This window comes from Desulfovibrio piger, from assembly GCF_012843875.1.
Taxonomy (GTDB): Bacteria; Desulfobacterota; Desulfovibrionia; order Desulfovibrionales; family Desulfovibrionaceae; genus Desulfovibrio.
The window spans coordinates 21,711-38,574 of sequence record NZ_JABAFY010000026.1 but is presented as its reverse complement, the minus strand read 5'-3'; the positions used below and the strand labels follow the sequence as shown (position 1 = coordinate 38,574).

17 protein-coding genes are annotated in these 16,864 nt (G+C 61.7%); 7 read left to right on the top strand and 10 right to left on the bottom strand.

From position 1 onward, the window contains the following. The first annotated feature begins 126 nt into the window (after positions 1-126). The 3 genes from HF854_RS07895 to gdhA all read left to right on the top strand — a co-directional run bounded on the left by HF854_RS07895 (position 127) and on the right by gdhA (position 2,528). The gene (locus HF854_RS07895; RefSeq protein WP_240937693.1) at positions 127-771 is read left to right on the top strand and encodes an AraC family transcriptional regulator; all 645 of its coding nucleotides are present in this window, start codon (positions 127-129) and stop codon (positions 769-771) included. After that, positions 768-1,058 (top strand): helix-turn-helix domain-containing protein, encoded by a 291-nt coding sequence (locus tag HF854_RS12715; RefSeq protein ID WP_303934361.1) that lies wholly within the window; start codon positions 768-770, stop codon positions 1,056-1,058. Before HF854_RS07895 ends, HF854_RS12715 begins: the two co-directional genes overlap by 4 nt. A 117-nt stretch (positions 1,059-1,175) precedes the next feature. Continuing rightward, a complete protein-coding gene (gene gdhA, locus HF854_RS07890; protein ID WP_168935799.1) occupies positions 1,176-2,528 on the top strand; it encodes an NADP-specific glutamate dehydrogenase in 1,353 nt (450 codons plus the stop codon). Positions 2,529-2,619: 91 nt separating this feature from the next. Here the strand turns inward: gdhA and HF854_RS07885 are convergent, their stop codons facing one another. After that, a complete protein-coding gene (locus HF854_RS07885; protein WP_168935798.1) occupies positions 2,620-3,129 on the bottom strand; it encodes a nitroreductase family protein in 510 nt (169 codons plus the stop codon). 119 nt (positions 3,130-3,248) lie between these two features. Here HF854_RS07885 and HF854_RS07880 point away from each other — a divergent pair, with 119 nt between their 5' ends. From HF854_RS07880 to HF854_RS07870, 3 genes are all read left to right on the top strand, one after another. Next, the gene (locus HF854_RS07880; protein WP_168935797.1) at positions 3,249-5,267 is read left to right on the top strand and encodes a monovalent cation:proton antiporter family protein; all 2,019 of its coding nucleotides are present in this window, start codon (positions 3,249-3,251) and stop codon (positions 5,265-5,267) included. A 120-nt stretch (positions 5,268-5,387) separates the two neighbouring features. Continuing rightward, on the top strand, positions 5,388-5,807 hold the full coding sequence (locus HF854_RS07875; RefSeq protein ID WP_168935796.1) for a CoA-binding protein: 420 nt from the start codon (positions 5,388-5,390) through the stop codon (positions 5,805-5,807). 16 nt (positions 5,808-5,823) lie between these two features. Beyond that, positions 5,824-6,273 (top strand): YkgJ family cysteine cluster protein, encoded by a 450-nt coding sequence (locus HF854_RS07870; protein WP_168935795.1) that lies wholly within the window; start codon positions 5,824-5,826, stop codon positions 6,271-6,273. A 55-nt stretch (positions 6,274-6,328) separates the two neighbouring features. Here the strand turns inward: HF854_RS07870 and HF854_RS07865 are convergent, their stop codons facing one another. The 8 genes from HF854_RS07865 to efp form a co-directional block, all read right to left on the bottom strand. After that, positions 6,329-7,327: a hypothetical protein gene (locus tag HF854_RS07865; RefSeq protein WP_168935794.1), complete on the bottom strand. Its 999-nt coding sequence runs from the start codon at positions 7,325-7,327 to the stop codon at positions 6,329-6,331. Further along, on the bottom strand, positions 7,318-8,259 hold the full coding sequence (locus tag HF854_RS07860) for a hypothetical protein (RefSeq protein ID WP_168935793.1): 942 nt from the start codon (positions 8,257-8,259) through the stop codon (positions 7,318-7,320). The genes HF854_RS07865 and HF854_RS07860 overlap by 10 nt, the downstream gene beginning before the upstream one ends. Positions 8,260-8,507: 248 nt before the next feature. After that, on the bottom strand, positions 8,508-8,963 hold the full coding sequence (locus HF854_RS07855) for a GNAT family N-acetyltransferase (RefSeq protein WP_168935792.1): 456 nt from the start codon (positions 8,961-8,963) through the stop codon (positions 8,508-8,510). A gap of 136 nt (positions 8,964-9,099) precedes the next feature. Continuing rightward, on the bottom strand, positions 9,100-9,621 hold the full coding sequence (locus tag HF854_RS07850; RefSeq protein ID WP_168935791.1) for a 3'-5' exonuclease: 522 nt from the start codon (positions 9,619-9,621) through the stop codon (positions 9,100-9,102). A gap of 6 nt (positions 9,622-9,627) precedes the next feature. Beyond that, a complete protein-coding gene (locus HF854_RS07845; RefSeq protein WP_168935790.1) occupies positions 9,628-10,056 on the bottom strand; it encodes a hypothetical protein in 429 nt (142 codons plus the stop codon). A 456-nt stretch (positions 10,057-10,512) separates the two neighbouring features. Further along, complete coding sequence (gene lolA, locus HF854_RS07840) at positions 10,513-11,184, bottom strand: outer membrane lipoprotein periplasmic chaperone LolA (protein ID WP_168935789.1); 672 nt, start codon at positions 11,182-11,184, stop codon at positions 10,513-10,515. Between the two features lie 9 nt (positions 11,185-11,193). Further along, positions 11,194-13,659, bottom strand: coding sequence for a DNA translocase FtsK (locus HF854_RS07835; RefSeq protein ID WP_240937692.1), 2,466 nt, complete (start codon positions 13,657-13,659; stop codon positions 11,194-11,196). Between the two features lie 94 nt (positions 13,660-13,753). Beyond that, positions 13,754-14,311 (bottom strand): elongation factor P, encoded by a 558-nt coding sequence (gene efp / locus HF854_RS07830; protein WP_072333111.1) that lies wholly within the window; start codon positions 14,309-14,311, stop codon positions 13,754-13,756. 138 nt (positions 14,312-14,449) lie between these two features. Here efp and yihA point away from each other — a divergent pair, with 138 nt between their 5' ends. Beyond that, positions 14,450-15,118, top strand: coding sequence for a ribosome biogenesis GTP-binding protein YihA/YsxC (gene yihA / locus HF854_RS07825; RefSeq protein ID WP_168935788.1), 669 nt, complete (start codon positions 14,450-14,452; stop codon positions 15,116-15,118). A gap of 187 nt (positions 15,119-15,305) precedes the next feature. On the opposite strand, the gene HF854_RS07820 is transcribed toward yihA, so the two are convergent. Next, complete coding sequence (locus HF854_RS07820) at positions 15,306-16,754, bottom strand: cation diffusion facilitator family transporter (RefSeq protein WP_168935787.1); 1,449 nt, start codon at positions 16,752-16,754, stop codon at positions 15,306-15,308. Positions 16,755-16,864: the final 110 nt, after the last annotated feature.

Below are 16,864 nucleotides of genomic sequence, written 5' to 3'. Positions count from 1 at the left end.
AGGAGAGGCTCGATACGTTCCCACAGCTCATCAGGCACATCACGAAAATCTGTTTGTTTCATGGGACGAGATTACCATACCTTTTAAAATCAAAAAACATGCCGGACATCCTCTAAGGATGTTCCCATGCTCGATCCGCACGCTGAACTGCTCCGTATCAATGCCCGCATCAAGGAGATCCTGCTCCAGCACATGCCCCGCACGGGCACGTACCACAGCCCCGTGCCCGGACTGGTCACGCGCAGGCTCGAGACCTGCCACACCACCACGACCTGCCTCGGCAAGCCTTCGGCATCCATCATCGTGCAAGGAGAAAAGATCGCCATGCTGGGGGACCGGGAGATCCATTACGGGGAGGGCCAGTGCCTGGTCACGGGCGTCGACATGCCCAACGCCTTCCGCGTCCTCCAGGCCTGCCATGACCACCCCTTCCTGGCCATGTCGCTGGAGCTGGACAGGAGCCTGACCGGCCAGATGGTCAAGGAACTGGCCGATGCCGTCCCGCCTGCGGCCCGCCCGGACAGCGGCGTCATCTTGGGCACGACCAGCCCGGAACTGCTGGATGCCTTCCTGCGTCTGGCCCGCCTGCTGGATACGCCGGAACGGATACCCATCCTTGCGCCGCTGGTCATCCGCGAGATCCACTACCTGCTGCTCATCGGCCGCAGGGCGCCGGGCTGCGTCAGCTCAATACCCACGGCACCCAGGCCAACAGCATCGCCCAGGCTACGGACTGGCTCCGCAAGAACTACCGCAAGCCTCTGCTGGTGAGCCAGCTGGCCCGCCAGGTCAACATGGGCACATCGACCTTCCACCGGCATTTCAAGGAGGTCACGGGCATGAGCCCGCTGCAGTATCACAAGCGGCTGCGCCTGTACGAGGCCCAGCGTCTGATGCTGGCCGGCGAGATGGATGCGGGCAGCGCGGGGCTGGCTGTAGGCTACGAAAGCACGACCCAGTTCAATCGTGAGTACAAGCGCCTCTTTGGCGAACCGCCCCTCCGCGATCTGAAAAGGATGCGCCGCCACGACGCCTGCCCCTCTGAAAACTCCCACTGAGCGCCGAAAAACGTATTGCAAGGCTCGGAGAAACTGCGTAAAAAAAATTCCTGCCTTTAACGGCAGGATTCAACGTTTTTTGCGCTATGCGCACACAGAGCACAGAGGAGTGCACCCATGTCTTACGCTCAACGAGTCATTGAAGGCCTGAAACAGAAGTACGCCAGCGAACCTGTCTTCCTCCAGGCCGTGGAAGAAGTGCTGATGACCCTCCAGCCCCTGCTGGACAAAGACGCCAAGTACGAAAAATACAAGATCCTCGAGCGCATCACCGAGCCCGAACGCATCATCAGCTTCCGCGTGGAATGGGTGGACGACAAGGGTGAGATCCAGGTCAACCGCGGCTACCGCGTGCAGTACAACTCCGCCATCGGCCCCTACAAGGGCGGCCTGCGCTTCCATCCCAGCGTGAACCTGGGCATCCTCAAGTTCCTGGGCTTCGAACAGATCTTCAAGAACTCCCTGACCGGTCTGGCCATCGGCGGCGGCAAGGGCGGTTCCGACTTCGATCCCAAGGGCAAGTCCGAGACCGAAGTCATGCGCTTCTGCCAGGCCTTCATGACCGAACTGCACCGTCACATCGGTGCCACCATCGACGTGCCCGCCGGTGACATCGGCGTGGGCGGCCGCGAAGTGGGCTACATGTTCGGCCAGTTCAAGCGCCTGACCCGCAGCTACGAAGGCGTGCTGACCGGCAAGAACCTGCTCTTCGGCGGTTCCTTGGCCCGTACGGAAGCCACCGGCTACGGTGCCGTGTATTTTGCCCAGAACATGCTGGAAGACCGCGGCGAAAGCCTGGAAGGTAAAGTCTGCGCCGTTTCCGGTGCCGGCAACGTGGCCACCTACTGCTGCGAAAAGCTGCTCCAGCTGGGCGCCAAGCCCGTCACCGTGTCCGACTCCCGCGGCATGATCTATGATCCCGAAGGCATCAAGGTCGACGTGCTCAAGCAGGTGAAGGAAGTGGAACGCGCTTCCCTGACCCGCTACGCCGAACTGGTGCCCACCGCCAAGCACACCCCTGTGGCCGAATACCCCGAAGGCCGCAATGCCGTGTGGTCCGTGCCCTGCTTCGCCGCCTTCCCCTGCGCCACCCAGAACGAACTGAACCTGGCTGACGCCAAGGCCCTGCTGGCCAACGGCTGCAAGTGCGTGGCCGAAGGCGCCAACATGCCCTCCACCCTGGAAGCCGTGCACGCCTTCCTGGAAGCCGGTATCGCCTACGGCCCGGCCAAGGCTGCCAACGCCGGCGGCGTGGCCACCAGCCAGCTGGAAATGCAGCAGAACGCCGGCATGCAGAGCTGGACCTTCGAGACCGTCGACGGCAAGCTGAAGGACATCATGGGCAACATCTACAAGAATGCTGCCGAGACCGCCAAGGAATTCGGCCAGCCCGGCAACCTGGTGCTGGGTGCCAACATCGCCGGCTTCCGCAAGGTGGCCGATGCCATGATCGCTCAGGGCGTCTGCTAACGCTCCCCTCCAAACAGCAATGAAAAAAGCCCGGCCATGCCGGGCTTTTTTCATTGCATCACACACAAAAACGCGTGCGCGAAAGGCCTGCTTACCAGTCTTCGTTATGGACACGTTCAGCGCGGAAGCGTTCCTGAGCCTTGAATTCCTGATCCGTATGTCCAAGCACGATCAGGCTCAGGGGACGGATGTTCTCCGGCATGTGGAAGATCTCGCGGAACGGCCGGGCCCTGTCCTCGATGGGGTGCAGACCGCACCAGACCGTGCCGATGTTCAGGGCACGCGCCGCCAGCATGAAGTTCTGCGTGGCCGCCGAGCAATCCTGGACCCAGAACCCGGGGGTCTTCTCTTCGTTCAGATCGGCGCAGATGATGACGGCTGCGGCTGCGCCTGCCGCCATCTTGGCGTAGGGATGGACCTCCGCCACCTTGCGCAGCATCTCGCGGTCACGGATCACGACAAAATGCCAGAGCTGGCGGTTGTTGGCGCTGGGAGCGCACATGGCGGCCTCCAGCATGCGGTCCATATCTTCCTGGCTGACGGGTTCGTCGGTGAAGGAACGGATACTGCGCCGGGTCCTGATCGCTTCAAACAAGTCCATAGGTACTCCCTTGCGGCTTTGGCCGCCTTTTTTTATGATAGTTCCCTTGCAAACGGCATGCCCAACCGGTCCGGGACCGGCGCATGCCGTGCGGGTTCGCACCTGCCCCGGAGGTACAAATGCATTTTGAACTGCTCGATGAACTGGTCATCATTTTCCTGCTTTCCATCGTCGTCAACCTTGTATGCAACAAGATAAAGCTGACGGCAACTGTAGGATTTTTGCTGACCGGCGTATTGTGCGGGCCTTCCCTGCTGGGCATCGTGGACAGCCAGTCCATCAGCGATGTGGCGGAGCTGGGCGTGGCCATGCTGCTGTTCACCATCGGTATGGAGCTGTCCGGCGAGGCCCTGAGCCGTCTGAAACGCCCCGTGTTCCTGGGGGGCAGCCTGCAGATCGGCCTGACGGTGCTGGCCATAGCCGGCCTCACCGCCCTTCTGGACGGGACAAGCCTGCCCAGCGGTATTTTCTGGGGCTGTCTCGTGGCCCTGTCCTCTTCGGCCATCGTCTTGCAGATTTTTCAGCAGAAAGGCCTCACCAGCACGCCGACGGGGCGTCTTTCTCTGGCCATCCTTGTTTTTCAGGACATCATGGTCGCACCCATGATGCTCTGTGTGCCCCTGCTGTCCGGACAGTTCCATATGGCGCCCCTGGACATGCTGCTGTCGGTGCTGAAGGTGGGCGGCATCCTCGGGGCCGTGCTGCTGGCCGCGCATCTGGGCCTCAACCGCTTCATGGAAGCGGTCATGCGCACCCGCTCGCGCGAGCTGCTCTTCCTCTCGACCCTGGGCACCTGTTTCGGCATGGCACTGCTGACCCACAGCCTGGGCCTTTCCCTTTCGCTGGGCGCCTTTTTGGCGGGCCTGATGCTGGCCCGTTCCCAGTACAGCATGAGCGTCATCTCGGGCATCATGCCCTACCGTGACGTTTTCATGAGCCTGTTCTTCATCTCCGTGGGCATGATGCTGGATCTCTCCTTCTTCCTCCAGCACATCTGGGCCATCCTGTTCAACACCCTGCTGTTCATCCTGATCAAGAGCCTGCTGACCATGCCCGCCGTCCTGGTGCAGGGCTACCCGCTGCGTACGGCCATCCAGACCTCCCTCTGCCTCGCGCAGGTCGGTGAATTCTCCTTCGTGCTGGCCGCCTCCGGTCTGGCCGCCGGTCTGCTCAACGACATCGGCTACCAGTCCTTCCTGGCCCTGAGCGTCATCACCATGATGCTCACGCCCTTCCTCATCAATCTGGCCCCCCGCGCCGCCGCCCTGCTGACCAGGGGACGCGGCAAGAAAGCCTCCAGCCCGGAAGCAGAGCAGCAGAAGGCCAGCACCCTCAAGGATCATCTCATCATCGTGGGCTTCGGCATCAGCGGCAAGCACCTGGCCCAGGTGGCCAAGGAATCCGGCATCCCCTACACAATCCTGGAGATGAACCCCGAGACCGTGAGCCGCTACAAGAACAAGGAGCCCATCTCGCACGGGGACGCCTCCCAGCCTGTCATCCTTGAGCATCTGGGCGTCTACACGGCCCGTGTCCTGGCCATCATCATCTCGGACCCGGCGGCCGTGCGCGCCATCACCCTGGAGGCCCGGCGCATGAACCCCGACCTCTACATCGTGGCCCGCACCCGCTTCATCACCGAGGTCGCCCCGCTGCGCCGTCTGGGAGCCAATGTGGTCATCGCCGAGGAATTCGAGACCTCCATCGAGGTGTTCAACCAGGTGCTGACCCAGTATCTGGTGCCCCGTCAGGATATCGACGCCTTCTCCGCCCGTCTGCGCCAGCAGAATTACCGCATGATCCGGCGCATGAGCAGTGCTGCGGACAGTCTGGAAAGCGTTGCCAGCCGTCTGCCCGAAATGGGAGTGCAGACCATGCGGCTGGAGGCAGGTTCCCCCCTGTGCGGCCTCAGCCTTGCCCAGAGCAACCTGCGCCGGGAATACGCCGTGACCGTGGTAGCCGTGGCCCGCAGCGAACAGGAGGTAGTGGCCTCCCCGCCTGCCGACTTCGTCATGGAAGCCGGGGATCTGCTCTACCTGTTCGGCAAAACGGACAAGCTCTTTGCCGTCAAGCCGGTCATTTGTGCCGCTCCTGCGACACCTGCAACAGCGACCGCCCAGGAGCCCCACCAGGCCTGATATCGCGACAGGGCGCAAGTTTTCATCAAGCCGGAGCCCAGGCTTGCACTTGCCCCTGTCAGCCCGTATAGTCGTCTTCCCCCGTCGGCTATGTCGGGGCAATCCCTTATGGAGGCAAGGATGCTTTCGTTTACCGCCATCCGGGACGTACTCCAGCGATCCCGCAGCATCGCCATCGTAGGCGCCAAGGACAAAGCCGGGCAGCCCGTGGACAGAGTGGGCCGCTATCTGCTGGACAAGGGCTATACCATCTTTCCTGTGCACCCTGTCCGCAAGACCGTCTGGGGCCTGACGGCCTATCCCGATCTGGCGTCCCTGCCCCAGCCGGTGGACATCATCGACCTTTTCCGTGCTCCCCAGTACTGCCCCGCCCATGCGCAGGAAGTGCTGGCCCTGCCCTGGAAGCCCCTCTGCTTCTGGATGCAGGAGGGCATCCGCTCCGCCGAGGCGCGTGCCCTGCTGGAGCCTGAACAGATCCTGGTGGTGGAGGATCTCTGCCTCATGCTCGAACACGCCCGCCTGCTCACTTTGCAAAAATAATCCTGAGGATATCGAAATGAGCCAAGAAACCCAGGCCTTTTCCTGTAAGATGTGCGGCCATTGCTGCAAGGGGAAAGGCGGTATCGTCGTCAGCCCCTCCGACCTGAAGCGGCTCTGCGCCACTCTCCGCATGGAAGAGGAAGAGGTGATACGCCAGTTTGGGGAATATGTGGGGACCAAACTCAAGATCCGCGTGGGCGAAGACGGCTACTGCATCTTCTTCCGGGAAGGCAAAGGCTGCATCGTCCATGAAGGCAAGCCTTCCATCTGCAAAGCCTGGCCTTTTTTCCGGGGCAATATAGAAGACCCCGTCAGCCTGCATCTGGCCAAGGATTTTTGTCCCGGCATCCCCAAAGAGATCAGCCATGCCGACTTTGCCGCCCAGGGCAAACGCTATCTGCAGGAAAACGGCCTGCTGGCCAGTGACCGCAGCTGCGAGGCCAATGCCCTGATCCTGGACAAATAGGTTGCCTGAACATCGAGAAAAAAACAGCCCGGAAGATGATCTTCCGGGCTGTTTTTCATGATCCGGTCCTCGGTCCGGCGGCTTTTGCCGCATCCAGATCCGCCTGCAGGCGTTCTGCCTGCAAATGACGCACACGGCGCAAAAAATCTTCACGATATGTCGCAGACTGCCCCGGAGATGTCTCCCCCTCGCGGAGACGCCGCTCGATGGCGGATCGCCGTGCCTCCGGGACATGCTCCAGCAGGGCCGCACGCACGGCAGGCCCGCAGGTGTCCAAGACCCCGACCAGAGCTTCACCGGACGTTTCCTCCAGTGCCTCTTCCAGCAGACCGTCCTCCAGTTTCAAGCAGTCTTCAGGACAGTGAACCATCCTGCCCAGCAGCGACGGCAGGCGGGAGTCGTGCCGTTCCAGATCGGCCAGCAGCTCCCTGGCCGCATCCTTGCCCGCAGCCGCCACGATCTCCGCTGCCACCTGCAGGCCGGGACGCCAGTCCTGCACGGATCTTTCCGCAGCCTGCCGGGCAAGCACACTGTCCACCTCATCCAGGATGTCCGCATCCACCGGGGCCAGCCCGCCGATATGCTCCAGCAGCAGTGAGCGCATCTCCGTCGGCAGGCGCATGAGCAGGCCCGCCGCCTGGGAAGCGGAAAGATGGCCAAGGACCAGCGCCAGCGTCTGGGGATGTTCCTGCCGCAGCAGCTGATAGAGCTGCCCCGGGCGCATCCGCTCCAGAGATTCGAACGGCCGTGCCGACTCCGCCGGGCCCCAGGCGCGCATGGTCTCCCGCGCCTCGCGCTCGCCAAGACAGTGCGCCAGCAGGCGACCGGCCAGGGCCCTGTCCGCACAGATGCCGTCGGCCTGCGTCTCAAGAAATATCCGGGCCTCCCGCAAGATGGCCCGTACTTCGCTTTCGGGGACGTGCGGCAGGCTGGCCATGGCTTCCGTTATCCGGGCAACTTCCTGCCGTTGCATGCGGCCCAGCATGTCCGTAGCCACGTCTTCACCCATGGCCAGAAGGAAGACCGCACACCGCTGGCTGCCTGTCAGTTGCATGACTCCCGCCCTCCTGCTGCCCCTTCCGGCGTTGTATCTTCCTGTGTCAGCCAGTGCCGCAGCAGGGCCACCCCCTGCCCGGGATGCTCGCGCAAAGAGGTTTCCAGCTGCCGGCACAGACTCTCGGCATCCTCTGCCGCTTTGCTGTCCCTTTCTGCCTCACACGGCAGTTTTTCCTCAAAACGGACTTCGGGATCGGCAGATGGGCCAGAGGCCCGACGACGTGCCCGGAAGAATGCAGCCATACCGGCCAGAGCCAGCACGGCAAAGGTGAGGGCCAGCCCCCGCAGGGCAGCCGCATTCCGTCTGGCAGGCAGGAAACAGATCCGCAGGGCATCGCCCCTCCCCTCTTCCAGCGCACAGGCCTGCCCCAGCAGGCTCTCAAGATACGGGCGCACTGTTTCCAGGACGGCATTTTCTTCCAGCAATACCGAGATGGTACGACGTCCCGTTGTCCGGCCTTTTTCTGCCCCATCCAGACTGACGAGGACTTCTGCCCTGCCGTTGCCTTCCAGCAGTGGCCGCAAGACCCGCAGGGCCTGCCGCTCAAGCGCCACTTCCTGTTCCCGGCGGGCCGTCTCGTCTGTCTCATGATCAGGATACAGGCGCCGTCCTTCCGTATCGAAGACGAGGACATGGCGTTTGTCCGGGGCATCCGGTATCAGGGCCAGGGTATCCAGCATCCTGTCCAGAGCTGCGGCATCCGGCATGGCTTCCGGTCGCGCGGGCTCCAGGACGATGACCGCCCCGGACTGCCAGCTTTGGGGAGCCAGTTGCACCCGCGCCTGACGGATGCAGGAGAACTGTTCCAGCTGCCGGGCCAGCAAGGTCTCCCGCTCATGGCGAAGGGCGGCTGCATCGTTATCTCCGCTACACCCGCCTTCCCCCTGCAAGGACAACCAGCCAAGAAGTACGGCCAGAAGCAAAGACACGAACCCGACCGCTGCAAACGCGGCCTGTCGTGTACGCCCTGTCGCTCCGTGACGCTCCTGCATGCTGCCCGACACTGCCAAATTTCCCCCATGGATAGCTGTATCCATATATAGCTAGCAAAGAGGATGCCATTCATGAATAATCATTGATTACAATATATTAAACATCACCTCAAAAAAATGGCTCCACATAAGCATTCAAAAAAATGACGCACGCTGCGTCCTGATACGATCCCCCGCTCCCTGCCCTATCCCCCGGCAGACAGCCGGCGCCGCAGGTACACCATATCACGCAAGAGTATGCCCTCTTCCACAATGGGCTGGGGATAGTTGCGGGTAAAGAAGTCAGGGATGCGGTCAAAGGGCACAAAACCGCAGGCCCGGTAAAATGCCAGCGTCGATGGGACTTCTCCTGTCCCCAGCTGCAAACTATGGCAGGACGAGGCATATCGCGCACAGACAAATTCTATCAGCGCCCTGCCGTAACCGCGTCTGCGCCAGGCGGCTGCCACGGCCAGGTTCTTGATCTCCGCCACGCCCTCGCCTTCCCGGGTCACGACGCAAAGCCCCCGGGCATCGGGGTCATGAAGGACGAACAATTCCCCGCGTTCCAGATACCGGTCTATCATGGCTTCGCTCTCATCCCCGACAAGCAAGAGCGGCAACCAGGCTTTCTTATGACTACGGACATGTACGATATCCATATCCCCTCCCAGCCCTCCGTTTCTCCATACGGTCGTGCGGCTTCTCCCATCCGCCCGTGCCCGTTCGCCGACCTTCAGCCATAAAAAAAGGAGGTCATCCGGGGGGATGCCTCCTGTCTGCGCTATCTGACCGCCGTTACAATTTCATCTGACCATCTGTGACGCCCAAGCCGCGCAGACGCAAATAGATCTCCGCGCAGGCCCGGGCATCGGACCCCGCATGATGATGATCCAGCGGGATACCGAAGTAGCCGCAGACGCTGTCCAGCGCCCGCGATGCCAGCGGCAGGCTGCGACGCGCTCCCTTGAGCGTACACAAAAACGGCAGCTGCGGCTGCACAAGCTCCAGAGCCTGACAGGATGCATGCAGCACCCTGCGGTCGAAGCCGGCATTGTGGGCCAGAAGGGCATGGCTGCCTTCCATGAAGGCCACGAGCTGCGGCCACAGTTCCGTGAAGGTGGGGGCGTCTTTCAGCATGGGCCAGGTCAGGCCATGCACATGGGTGAACAAAACACGGGAGGACGGCGGACGGATCAGGCTGTAAAAGCTGTCCGTCACCACGCCATCCTCGATGCGGCAAAGGCCCACAGCGCACGCGCTGTGGGCCGCATAGCCGGAAGTTTCAAAATCAAGGGCCACATACCGGCCTGTCGTCATACGGGGCTACTCCTTGCCCTCCGCCGCGCTGCGGGCAGCTTCGGCGATGCGGTCAGCGATGTAGGCACGCATGGCATCATCATCTTCATCCAGATTGAAGCAGCAGGCATCTTCGCCCATGAGACCGGCCGGCACATAGTCGCCCAGCTCGTCAGGATCCTGGATCATGTCGGCATAGAAGCAGACCGACAGCCAGCGGCTTTCCGGTTCGTCATCCACCACGTCCACCAGGACGAACAGCTCGCGCCGTTTCTGGGCGGCATTGCGCGCACGCAGCGAATAGCTGACGCCCGGACGGGCCTTGAATTCCAGCGAAACGTTTTCCAGACCCACCAGATAGTCACGATACGCCAGGAAGGCCGCGCGGGCATTCAGGGGATCGCTCTGCCAGGCCTGCACCAGTTCTTCAACGCCCTTGCTCCAGTCAGCGGACATATGAACACTCCTTTGTCTGCTCTTTGCCACGGCGTACCGCATACGGACGAAACGGCCTCGTCGTGAATCCGGGCATGCTCTTTCGTGCACAGCCTGACCACCGGCTGTCGCGCGCGTCCACCCTCTGCGGACCGCATGTCCGCCGGATCAGAGAATGCCCCATCGTGGGGATAATGCCCGTGCTCCGCAGCCTTTGTCAAGGCAGGATACAGACCTCCCCGACGAAGCCGTACAGGCCAGCCGTCCATGCTGTCGCGGCACCTGTCCACACGGAATGCTCCAGAATCCAGAACGGTCCCCAGCACTCATGCACCGGTACGCATCAGGCCTGCACGGCCCGCACACTGTGCAGACGGGATCAGGAGGCCGTTCCTTCCTGCAACCAGTACGAGGGAAACGAAACAACAAAAAAGCCCCGCAAAACGGGGCCTTTTTTATCTGCTTTGCACGATGGCGCTACTTGAAAAGCTCGCGCTCCTGCACCTTGGCTTTATCCGTGCGGTCTTCCACGTCGACGCCCTTGGGCGGCGTGAACTGGAAGGTGCTGCTTCCCAGCATGACGTCCGGAATGAACTTGGTGAAATTCACGTCGTTATGGTTACCGTAAAAGTCCACCAGATCCACGCGACGGATAAAGGTCTGGGCATCCACCCAGATCAGGGCTTCGACCATCTGGGGCGTCGGGTCCTTGGGGTACAGGCGGATCTTCCGCATCCCGTTCTCCGAACCTTCTTCCTTGATGTCAAAATCCTTGCTCAACGCGGCCTGGCCGGTCAGCACCTGGATGATGCTGCGGGAATCCTGCACCAGATCGTGAGGATAGCGGTAGGCCACTTCCTCTTCCGGGATGTAATCCCAGATCTCCTTGCCCGTGACCACAAGGGTCTCCTTGATGGGCTTCTTCGTCTCCCAGCGGATGAGCAGGGGCTTTTTGAAGTGCAGGGTCCCGTAACGGGTCTCTACAGCCCCGCTTTCCTTATGGGTGAGCTTTTGTTCGAACTCGGCGGAAAAAGACTGCAAGGTGTCATAACGCTGTTTGAGATCTCCCACGAGATCGGCGGCCTGCGCCCATGAGGCAAGCGCCAGCAGGGATACGGCACCAAGCACCAGAGATTTGATCATGCGCATTGTTACCTCCTATTTGACCACGGCTCGCGGCTTGCTGCCGTCAGCAGGGCCAATGATACCGTCGGCCTCCAGCTGTTCCACCATATTGGCGGCCCTGTTGAAGCCGATCTTGAAGCGTCGCTGGATCAGGGAAATGGACACCCTGCCCTGTTCGGTCACAAAAGCCTGGACCTCCGCGTACAGGGGATCCGAAGCCACATCCCCTGCGCCGCTGCCGCCACCGCTGCCACCGGCCGCGCCGTCAGCGTTCCAGTCCGCAAAGCTGACCTTGTAGCTGGGCACGAGATGGTGCTTCCAGTAGCCGACGACGTTCTGCACTTCCTCATCGCTCAGGAAGGGGCCGTGCAAACGCTGCAAGCGACCGCCGCTGGGCTTGAACAGCATGTCGCCGCGGCCCAGCAGATGCTCGGCACCGGCCTGGTCCAGAATGGTGCGCGAATCATGCCGCGACGTGACCTGGAACGAGATGCGGCAGGGGAAGTTGGCCTTGATCAGACCGGTCACCACGTCCACGCTGGGACGCTGGGTGGCCAGGATCATGTGGATGCCCGCGGCACGGGCCAGCTGGGCCAGACGCACGATGCTGGTCTCCACCTCGCGGGCAGCCGTCATCATCAGGTCGGCCAGTTCGTCGATGACGATGACCAGATAGGGCAAGGGCTCCAGATCGGCCAGATCCGGCGGGAGCTGACCGTTGTAGCTGGCCAGGCGCTGATTGTAGGAAGCCACGTTGCGTACGCCCATGCGGGCCATGGCCTCATAGCGCTGGTCCATCTCATGCACGGCCCAGTCGAGAGCGTTCTTGGCCTCGCTCATCTCCGTCACCACCGGATGGATCAGGTGCGGCTCATCGGCGTACATGGCCATTTCGATGCGCTTGGGGTCCACCAGGAGCAGACGCATCTCTTCAGGCTGCGTACGATACAGCAGGCTGAGCAGGATACCATTGAGGCAGACGCTCTTGCCCGCACCGGTGGCACCAGCCACCAGCAGGTGCGGCATCCTGGTCAGGTCCGCCATAAAGGGACGACCGGCGATGTCCTTGCCCAAGATCATGGTCAGGGGCCCGCAACCCTTGCGGAAATCTTCCGACGAGGCCAGCTCTCTAAAATTGACTATCTCCCTGTCATCATTGGGGATCTCGATACCCACGGTATCCGATCCGGGGATCGGGGCCTGGATGCGCACGGCGATGGCCTTGAGGGCCAGGGCCAGATCGTCGCTGAGATTGGCGATGCGGTTGACGCGGATACCGGGAGCCGGGCGCACCTCGTACATGGTGACCACAGGCCCGGGCGTGATGCGGACGAGCTCGCTCTGGATATCGAAATCCTTCAGGCATTCCATCAGTGCCTTGCCGCGGGCTTCCAGATCCTCACGACGCACACGGGGGGCATCCTTGGAGGGCAGGCTCAGCAAATCGAGACTGGGCAAAGGAATGGGCGCGCGAGGGCGCTTTTCCTGCGGGGCAGGCGCCGTCGGCCGGGGAACAGATGCTGCAGGAGCGGCCTTGGGGGCTGCGGCGGCGTCCTGCTTTGCAGAAGCCGGTTCGGCAGAGGCGGACGTGGCAGCATCCTGCCCGCAGCTTTCCTGCGCCAAAGCCTCTTCCACGGCAATGTCACCGGCGGCGGAGTCATCCTCAGCAGCCGGGACGACGGAAGGCGTCTCTATGATGACCGGACGGGGAGCCGCCGGCGCAAAAAAGTCATCATCGTCATCAGGCCCGGAGACGGGCACGGCAACCGGCGCCTGCTCCCTGACGGGAGCGGCAGACGCAGCAGGCTGGGCGACCTCCTCGGGCTCCACAGGATAGATCTCCGGCATGGGGTCCTTGGCCGGACGGATATTGCCCAGCTTGTCGCGCAGGGCCCGCCAGAAATCGGATCCCTTGCCCGGCGTCTTCTGTTTCAGACCGGCGAGGATGCGCTTATGGAAAGGCAGGGAGGCAAGCTCCTGACCGTGAGTGACGATCTCGGGCTTGTGCTCTTCTTCCTGTTTTTTCTGCAGGATGCGCTCGCGGATGCGGGCCACGCACAGCGCCCCTACGGAGACCCAGGAGAAGTTGAAGGTCAGCTGGACGCCGACCAGAAAAATGAAGAACCAGACCAGCCCCGAGCCCCCGGGGCTCAGATAATAGCTGGAATTGGAGTGCAGGGTGCCGCCGATCATCCCGCCACCGGCGATATCGCCAAGGGACAGATCCCATGCGGCCCCCACGACCAGCAGGCAGATGGTGAGCAAAAAAAGGCCGCACCAGCGCCACCAGCTGATGGTATACGCGGGGGAGACACAGGACGCGCCCAGGGCCCCGAAGACCAGAGGCCAGATATAGGCGCCTATGCCAAAAACATCATTGAGGAAGCCGGCAGTATAGGCACCAAAAAGTCCCGCCTGGTTGCTGACTTCAGCCTGCCTGCTGACCACATGGTTGAGGCTGGGGTCATTGGCGCTGAAAGTCACCACACTGAGCAGCATCAGCAGTGACCAGAAAAGCAGGAAAAGCCCAAAAAGTTCGCGGCTGAACTTGCGTGCGTCCGTATGTCTACCCTCGCGTATCTTGCAAAAAGGCCTATTCGCGGCCCAGGTATTCCTTGGTACGGGTATCGACCTTGATGCGGTCACCTTCGTTCACGAAGATGGGCACCTGCACCACGATACCGGTCTCCAGCTTGGCGGGCTTGGTCACGTTGCTCACGGTGTCGCCCTTGGCGCCGGGTTCGGTCTCCACCACTTCGAGTACCAGGCTCAGCGGAATGTCGATATCCAGGGGATTGCCCTTGTACAGCAGCACGCGGCATTCCTGACCGTCCTTGAGGAAGCCTTCCTTGCCGCTGGTGGTGGAGGTGGAGACCTGGAGCTGTTCGTAGGTGGTCATATCCATGAAGATCAGCTCGTCGTCCTGGCGATACAGGAACTGCATGTCGCGGGTCTCCATGTCGGGCTTGCCCACCTTTTCGCCGGAACGGAAGGTGATGTCCTGGATGCGTCCCGTCAGGATGTTGCGCAGCTTGGTGCGGACCATGGCACCACCCTTGCCGGGCTTGAAGTGCTGGAAGTCAACAATTTCGTAGGGGATGCCTTCCACCTCGATCTTGAGGCCCTTGCGAAAATCAGTCGTCGAATACATTCTTCCTCCTGCTGCCGTGCACGTGGCCTTTTTCCGGCCATTTGCAAAAAAAACGCGCTACGGCTAGTATACGCTTAGTGAATTGCGGATTATTGTGAAAATACCCCTTACTGTCAAGCTGTGCCTGAGGTCCACACCATGCCGACGCTTACCCTAGAAAGCACCGTCTACACCCTCCAGCAACTCCTGGATGTCCCGGAAGCCCAGGTGGCCCTGGCCGGCCGTTCCAACGTGGGCAAGTCCTCGCTCATCAACGCTCTGGCCGTGCGCAAAAAGCTCGCCAAGGTCAGCGCCACACCGGGCAAGACGCGCTCCATCAATTTTTACCGGGTGCAGCCCCACAACTTTTTTCTGGTAGACCTGCCGGGCTACGGCTATGCCCGGGCCAGCCACAGTGAGCGCCGCAGCTGGGCGACCCTGCTGGAAAAATATCTTTCTACCTGCAAGGACCTGCGCGCCCTGGCCTTGCTGCTGGACAGCCGCCTGCCTCCCCAGAAACTGGATCTGGAGCTTGCCGGCTTCGCCCGTTCCTGCGGGCTTCCCCTGCTGCCCATCCTGACCAAGGCCGACAAGTGCAACCAGCGGGAACGTGCGGCACGCCAGGCGGAATGGGGCGAGATCGTCGGCGTCAAACCGGTCATCACCTCTTCCAGCAAGCGCATGGGCATGGATGCCCTGTGGCAGCGCCTTATCGAAGCTTCGGGCTGCGCGCCGGTCATCCTTGAGGAAGAGCCCGCCCAGCCCGTGACGGCATCGCTGGCCGAAGCTCTTGCCCGGACGACCGCCGGAACGGAAGAAAAGGCCTAGAGGCCCTTTGAGGTCCAAAGCCTCCCTTTGGCGCGAAAAGGACGCTTTTCCCTCAGGCCCCATCCTCTCGTGAAAGGCCTCCGTCCCAAGCAGAGGCACTTTTCCTGAACGGGACGACACAGAGAGCCTTACTAAAAAGAGGCAGGAGAATGTTCATGCATCTTCCTGCCTCTTTTCTTTTTGCTCGTTACTTGCCCAGCGGAGCGGATTCCGTCCTGGGCGGCTCCAGATGGATGAGTATGCGCCCCAGCAGCGGCAGGCGTTCGCGCAGCTCTTTTTCCAGACGGACCGTCAGCTGATGGGCTTCTTCCACACTCAGCTCATGCCGGACACAGCAGTGGAAGGAGATGCACAAGCCGTACACCGGCAAGGTGTAGGCATGGTAGCCGTGGGCACAGCACAGCAGGGGCTCGCGACCAACGGCCTGCTCTACTTCCTTCCAGGCCAGCTCTGCCACGGCTGTCTGGGCAGGAGCAGCTTCTTCCTGGACGTCTCCCCGCTCTTCAGGGTCGATGTGGGTGACGATCCCGGCCTGCGGCAGGGCAGAATGCAACGCCTCTTCAAAGGCACGGACCCGCTTGTGGGCCTCGCAGAACGCTTCCTGTCCCGGCACTTCCACATGGACCTCCACAAGCGTCCCCGCCCCGCTGCGCAGGATCTGGACATCATGGACGGCCAGCCCCTGGATGGAGGCCACCCGCTGCACCACAGTAAAGGGATCTTCCTTCTGGCCGGAACGCACAGGCTCCACGTGGACCGTGACATCCGCGCCGGGCAAGATGGCATCCACAGCCAGTTCGGCATCGTGGGCGATCTTGTGCCCTTCACTGACGCGTATGGCCGGGTCGACCCCCACGGTCAGATCCACAAAATAATGCGGACCGCTGGAACGCAAACGCACACGCTGCACGTCCTGGACGCCCGGCAGATGCTTCACTGCCTCACAGATGGACTGCTGTTCTTCCGTAGAACCGCTGTCCATGAGCATATTGATGGCTTCCCGGGCCATATGGAGGCTGGCCCGGAAAATGATCAGGGCCACCAGGAGGGCGGCAACGGTATCCGCCTGCACCAGGACCTTTTGTACCGGTTCAGGCAGCTGCAGCTTGGCGGCCAGCCAGACGGCCCCCACCCCCACGAGGACGACAGCAGAAGACAGGATGTCTGTCGAAAAATGCAGGGCGTCGGCTTCCAGCGCCTGGCTCCGTGTCTCCTTGGCGACTTTTTTCAGCACCCGCACCCGGTTCACGTCGATCACGATGGAAATACCCATCACGATGATGCCCCAGATGGAAGGGGCCACCGGCGTATCGCCCGAGAGCAGACGGCCTGCGCCTTCATAGACGACCCAGACGCAGATAACGAACAGCAGCACTGTCTCGCCCAGTGCCGACAGGTTCTCGACTTTGCCATGCCCATAAGGATGCCGGGCATCCGCAGGACGGGAAGAGAGCCGGACGGCATACAGGGTCATGGCCGCCGCCAGCAGGTCAAGCCCGCTGTGCAATGCCTCGGAAAGGATCCCCAGGCTGTTTGTATAGATACCCACAACCAGCTTGATGGCCGTAAGCAGGCAGGCCGCCAGCAGGGATACCAAGGCAGCCCTGTTCTTGGCCTGACTGTGTTCCTCGTTCATCGTCATTCCATCCTTGTCTTCATGCGGCAGAGCGTCCCCAAGCCAGACCGGAAGCCTCTGCAGCACAGTCATGCGCCGGTTCCCTTAGTACCGGTGCACATCCCGGAAAG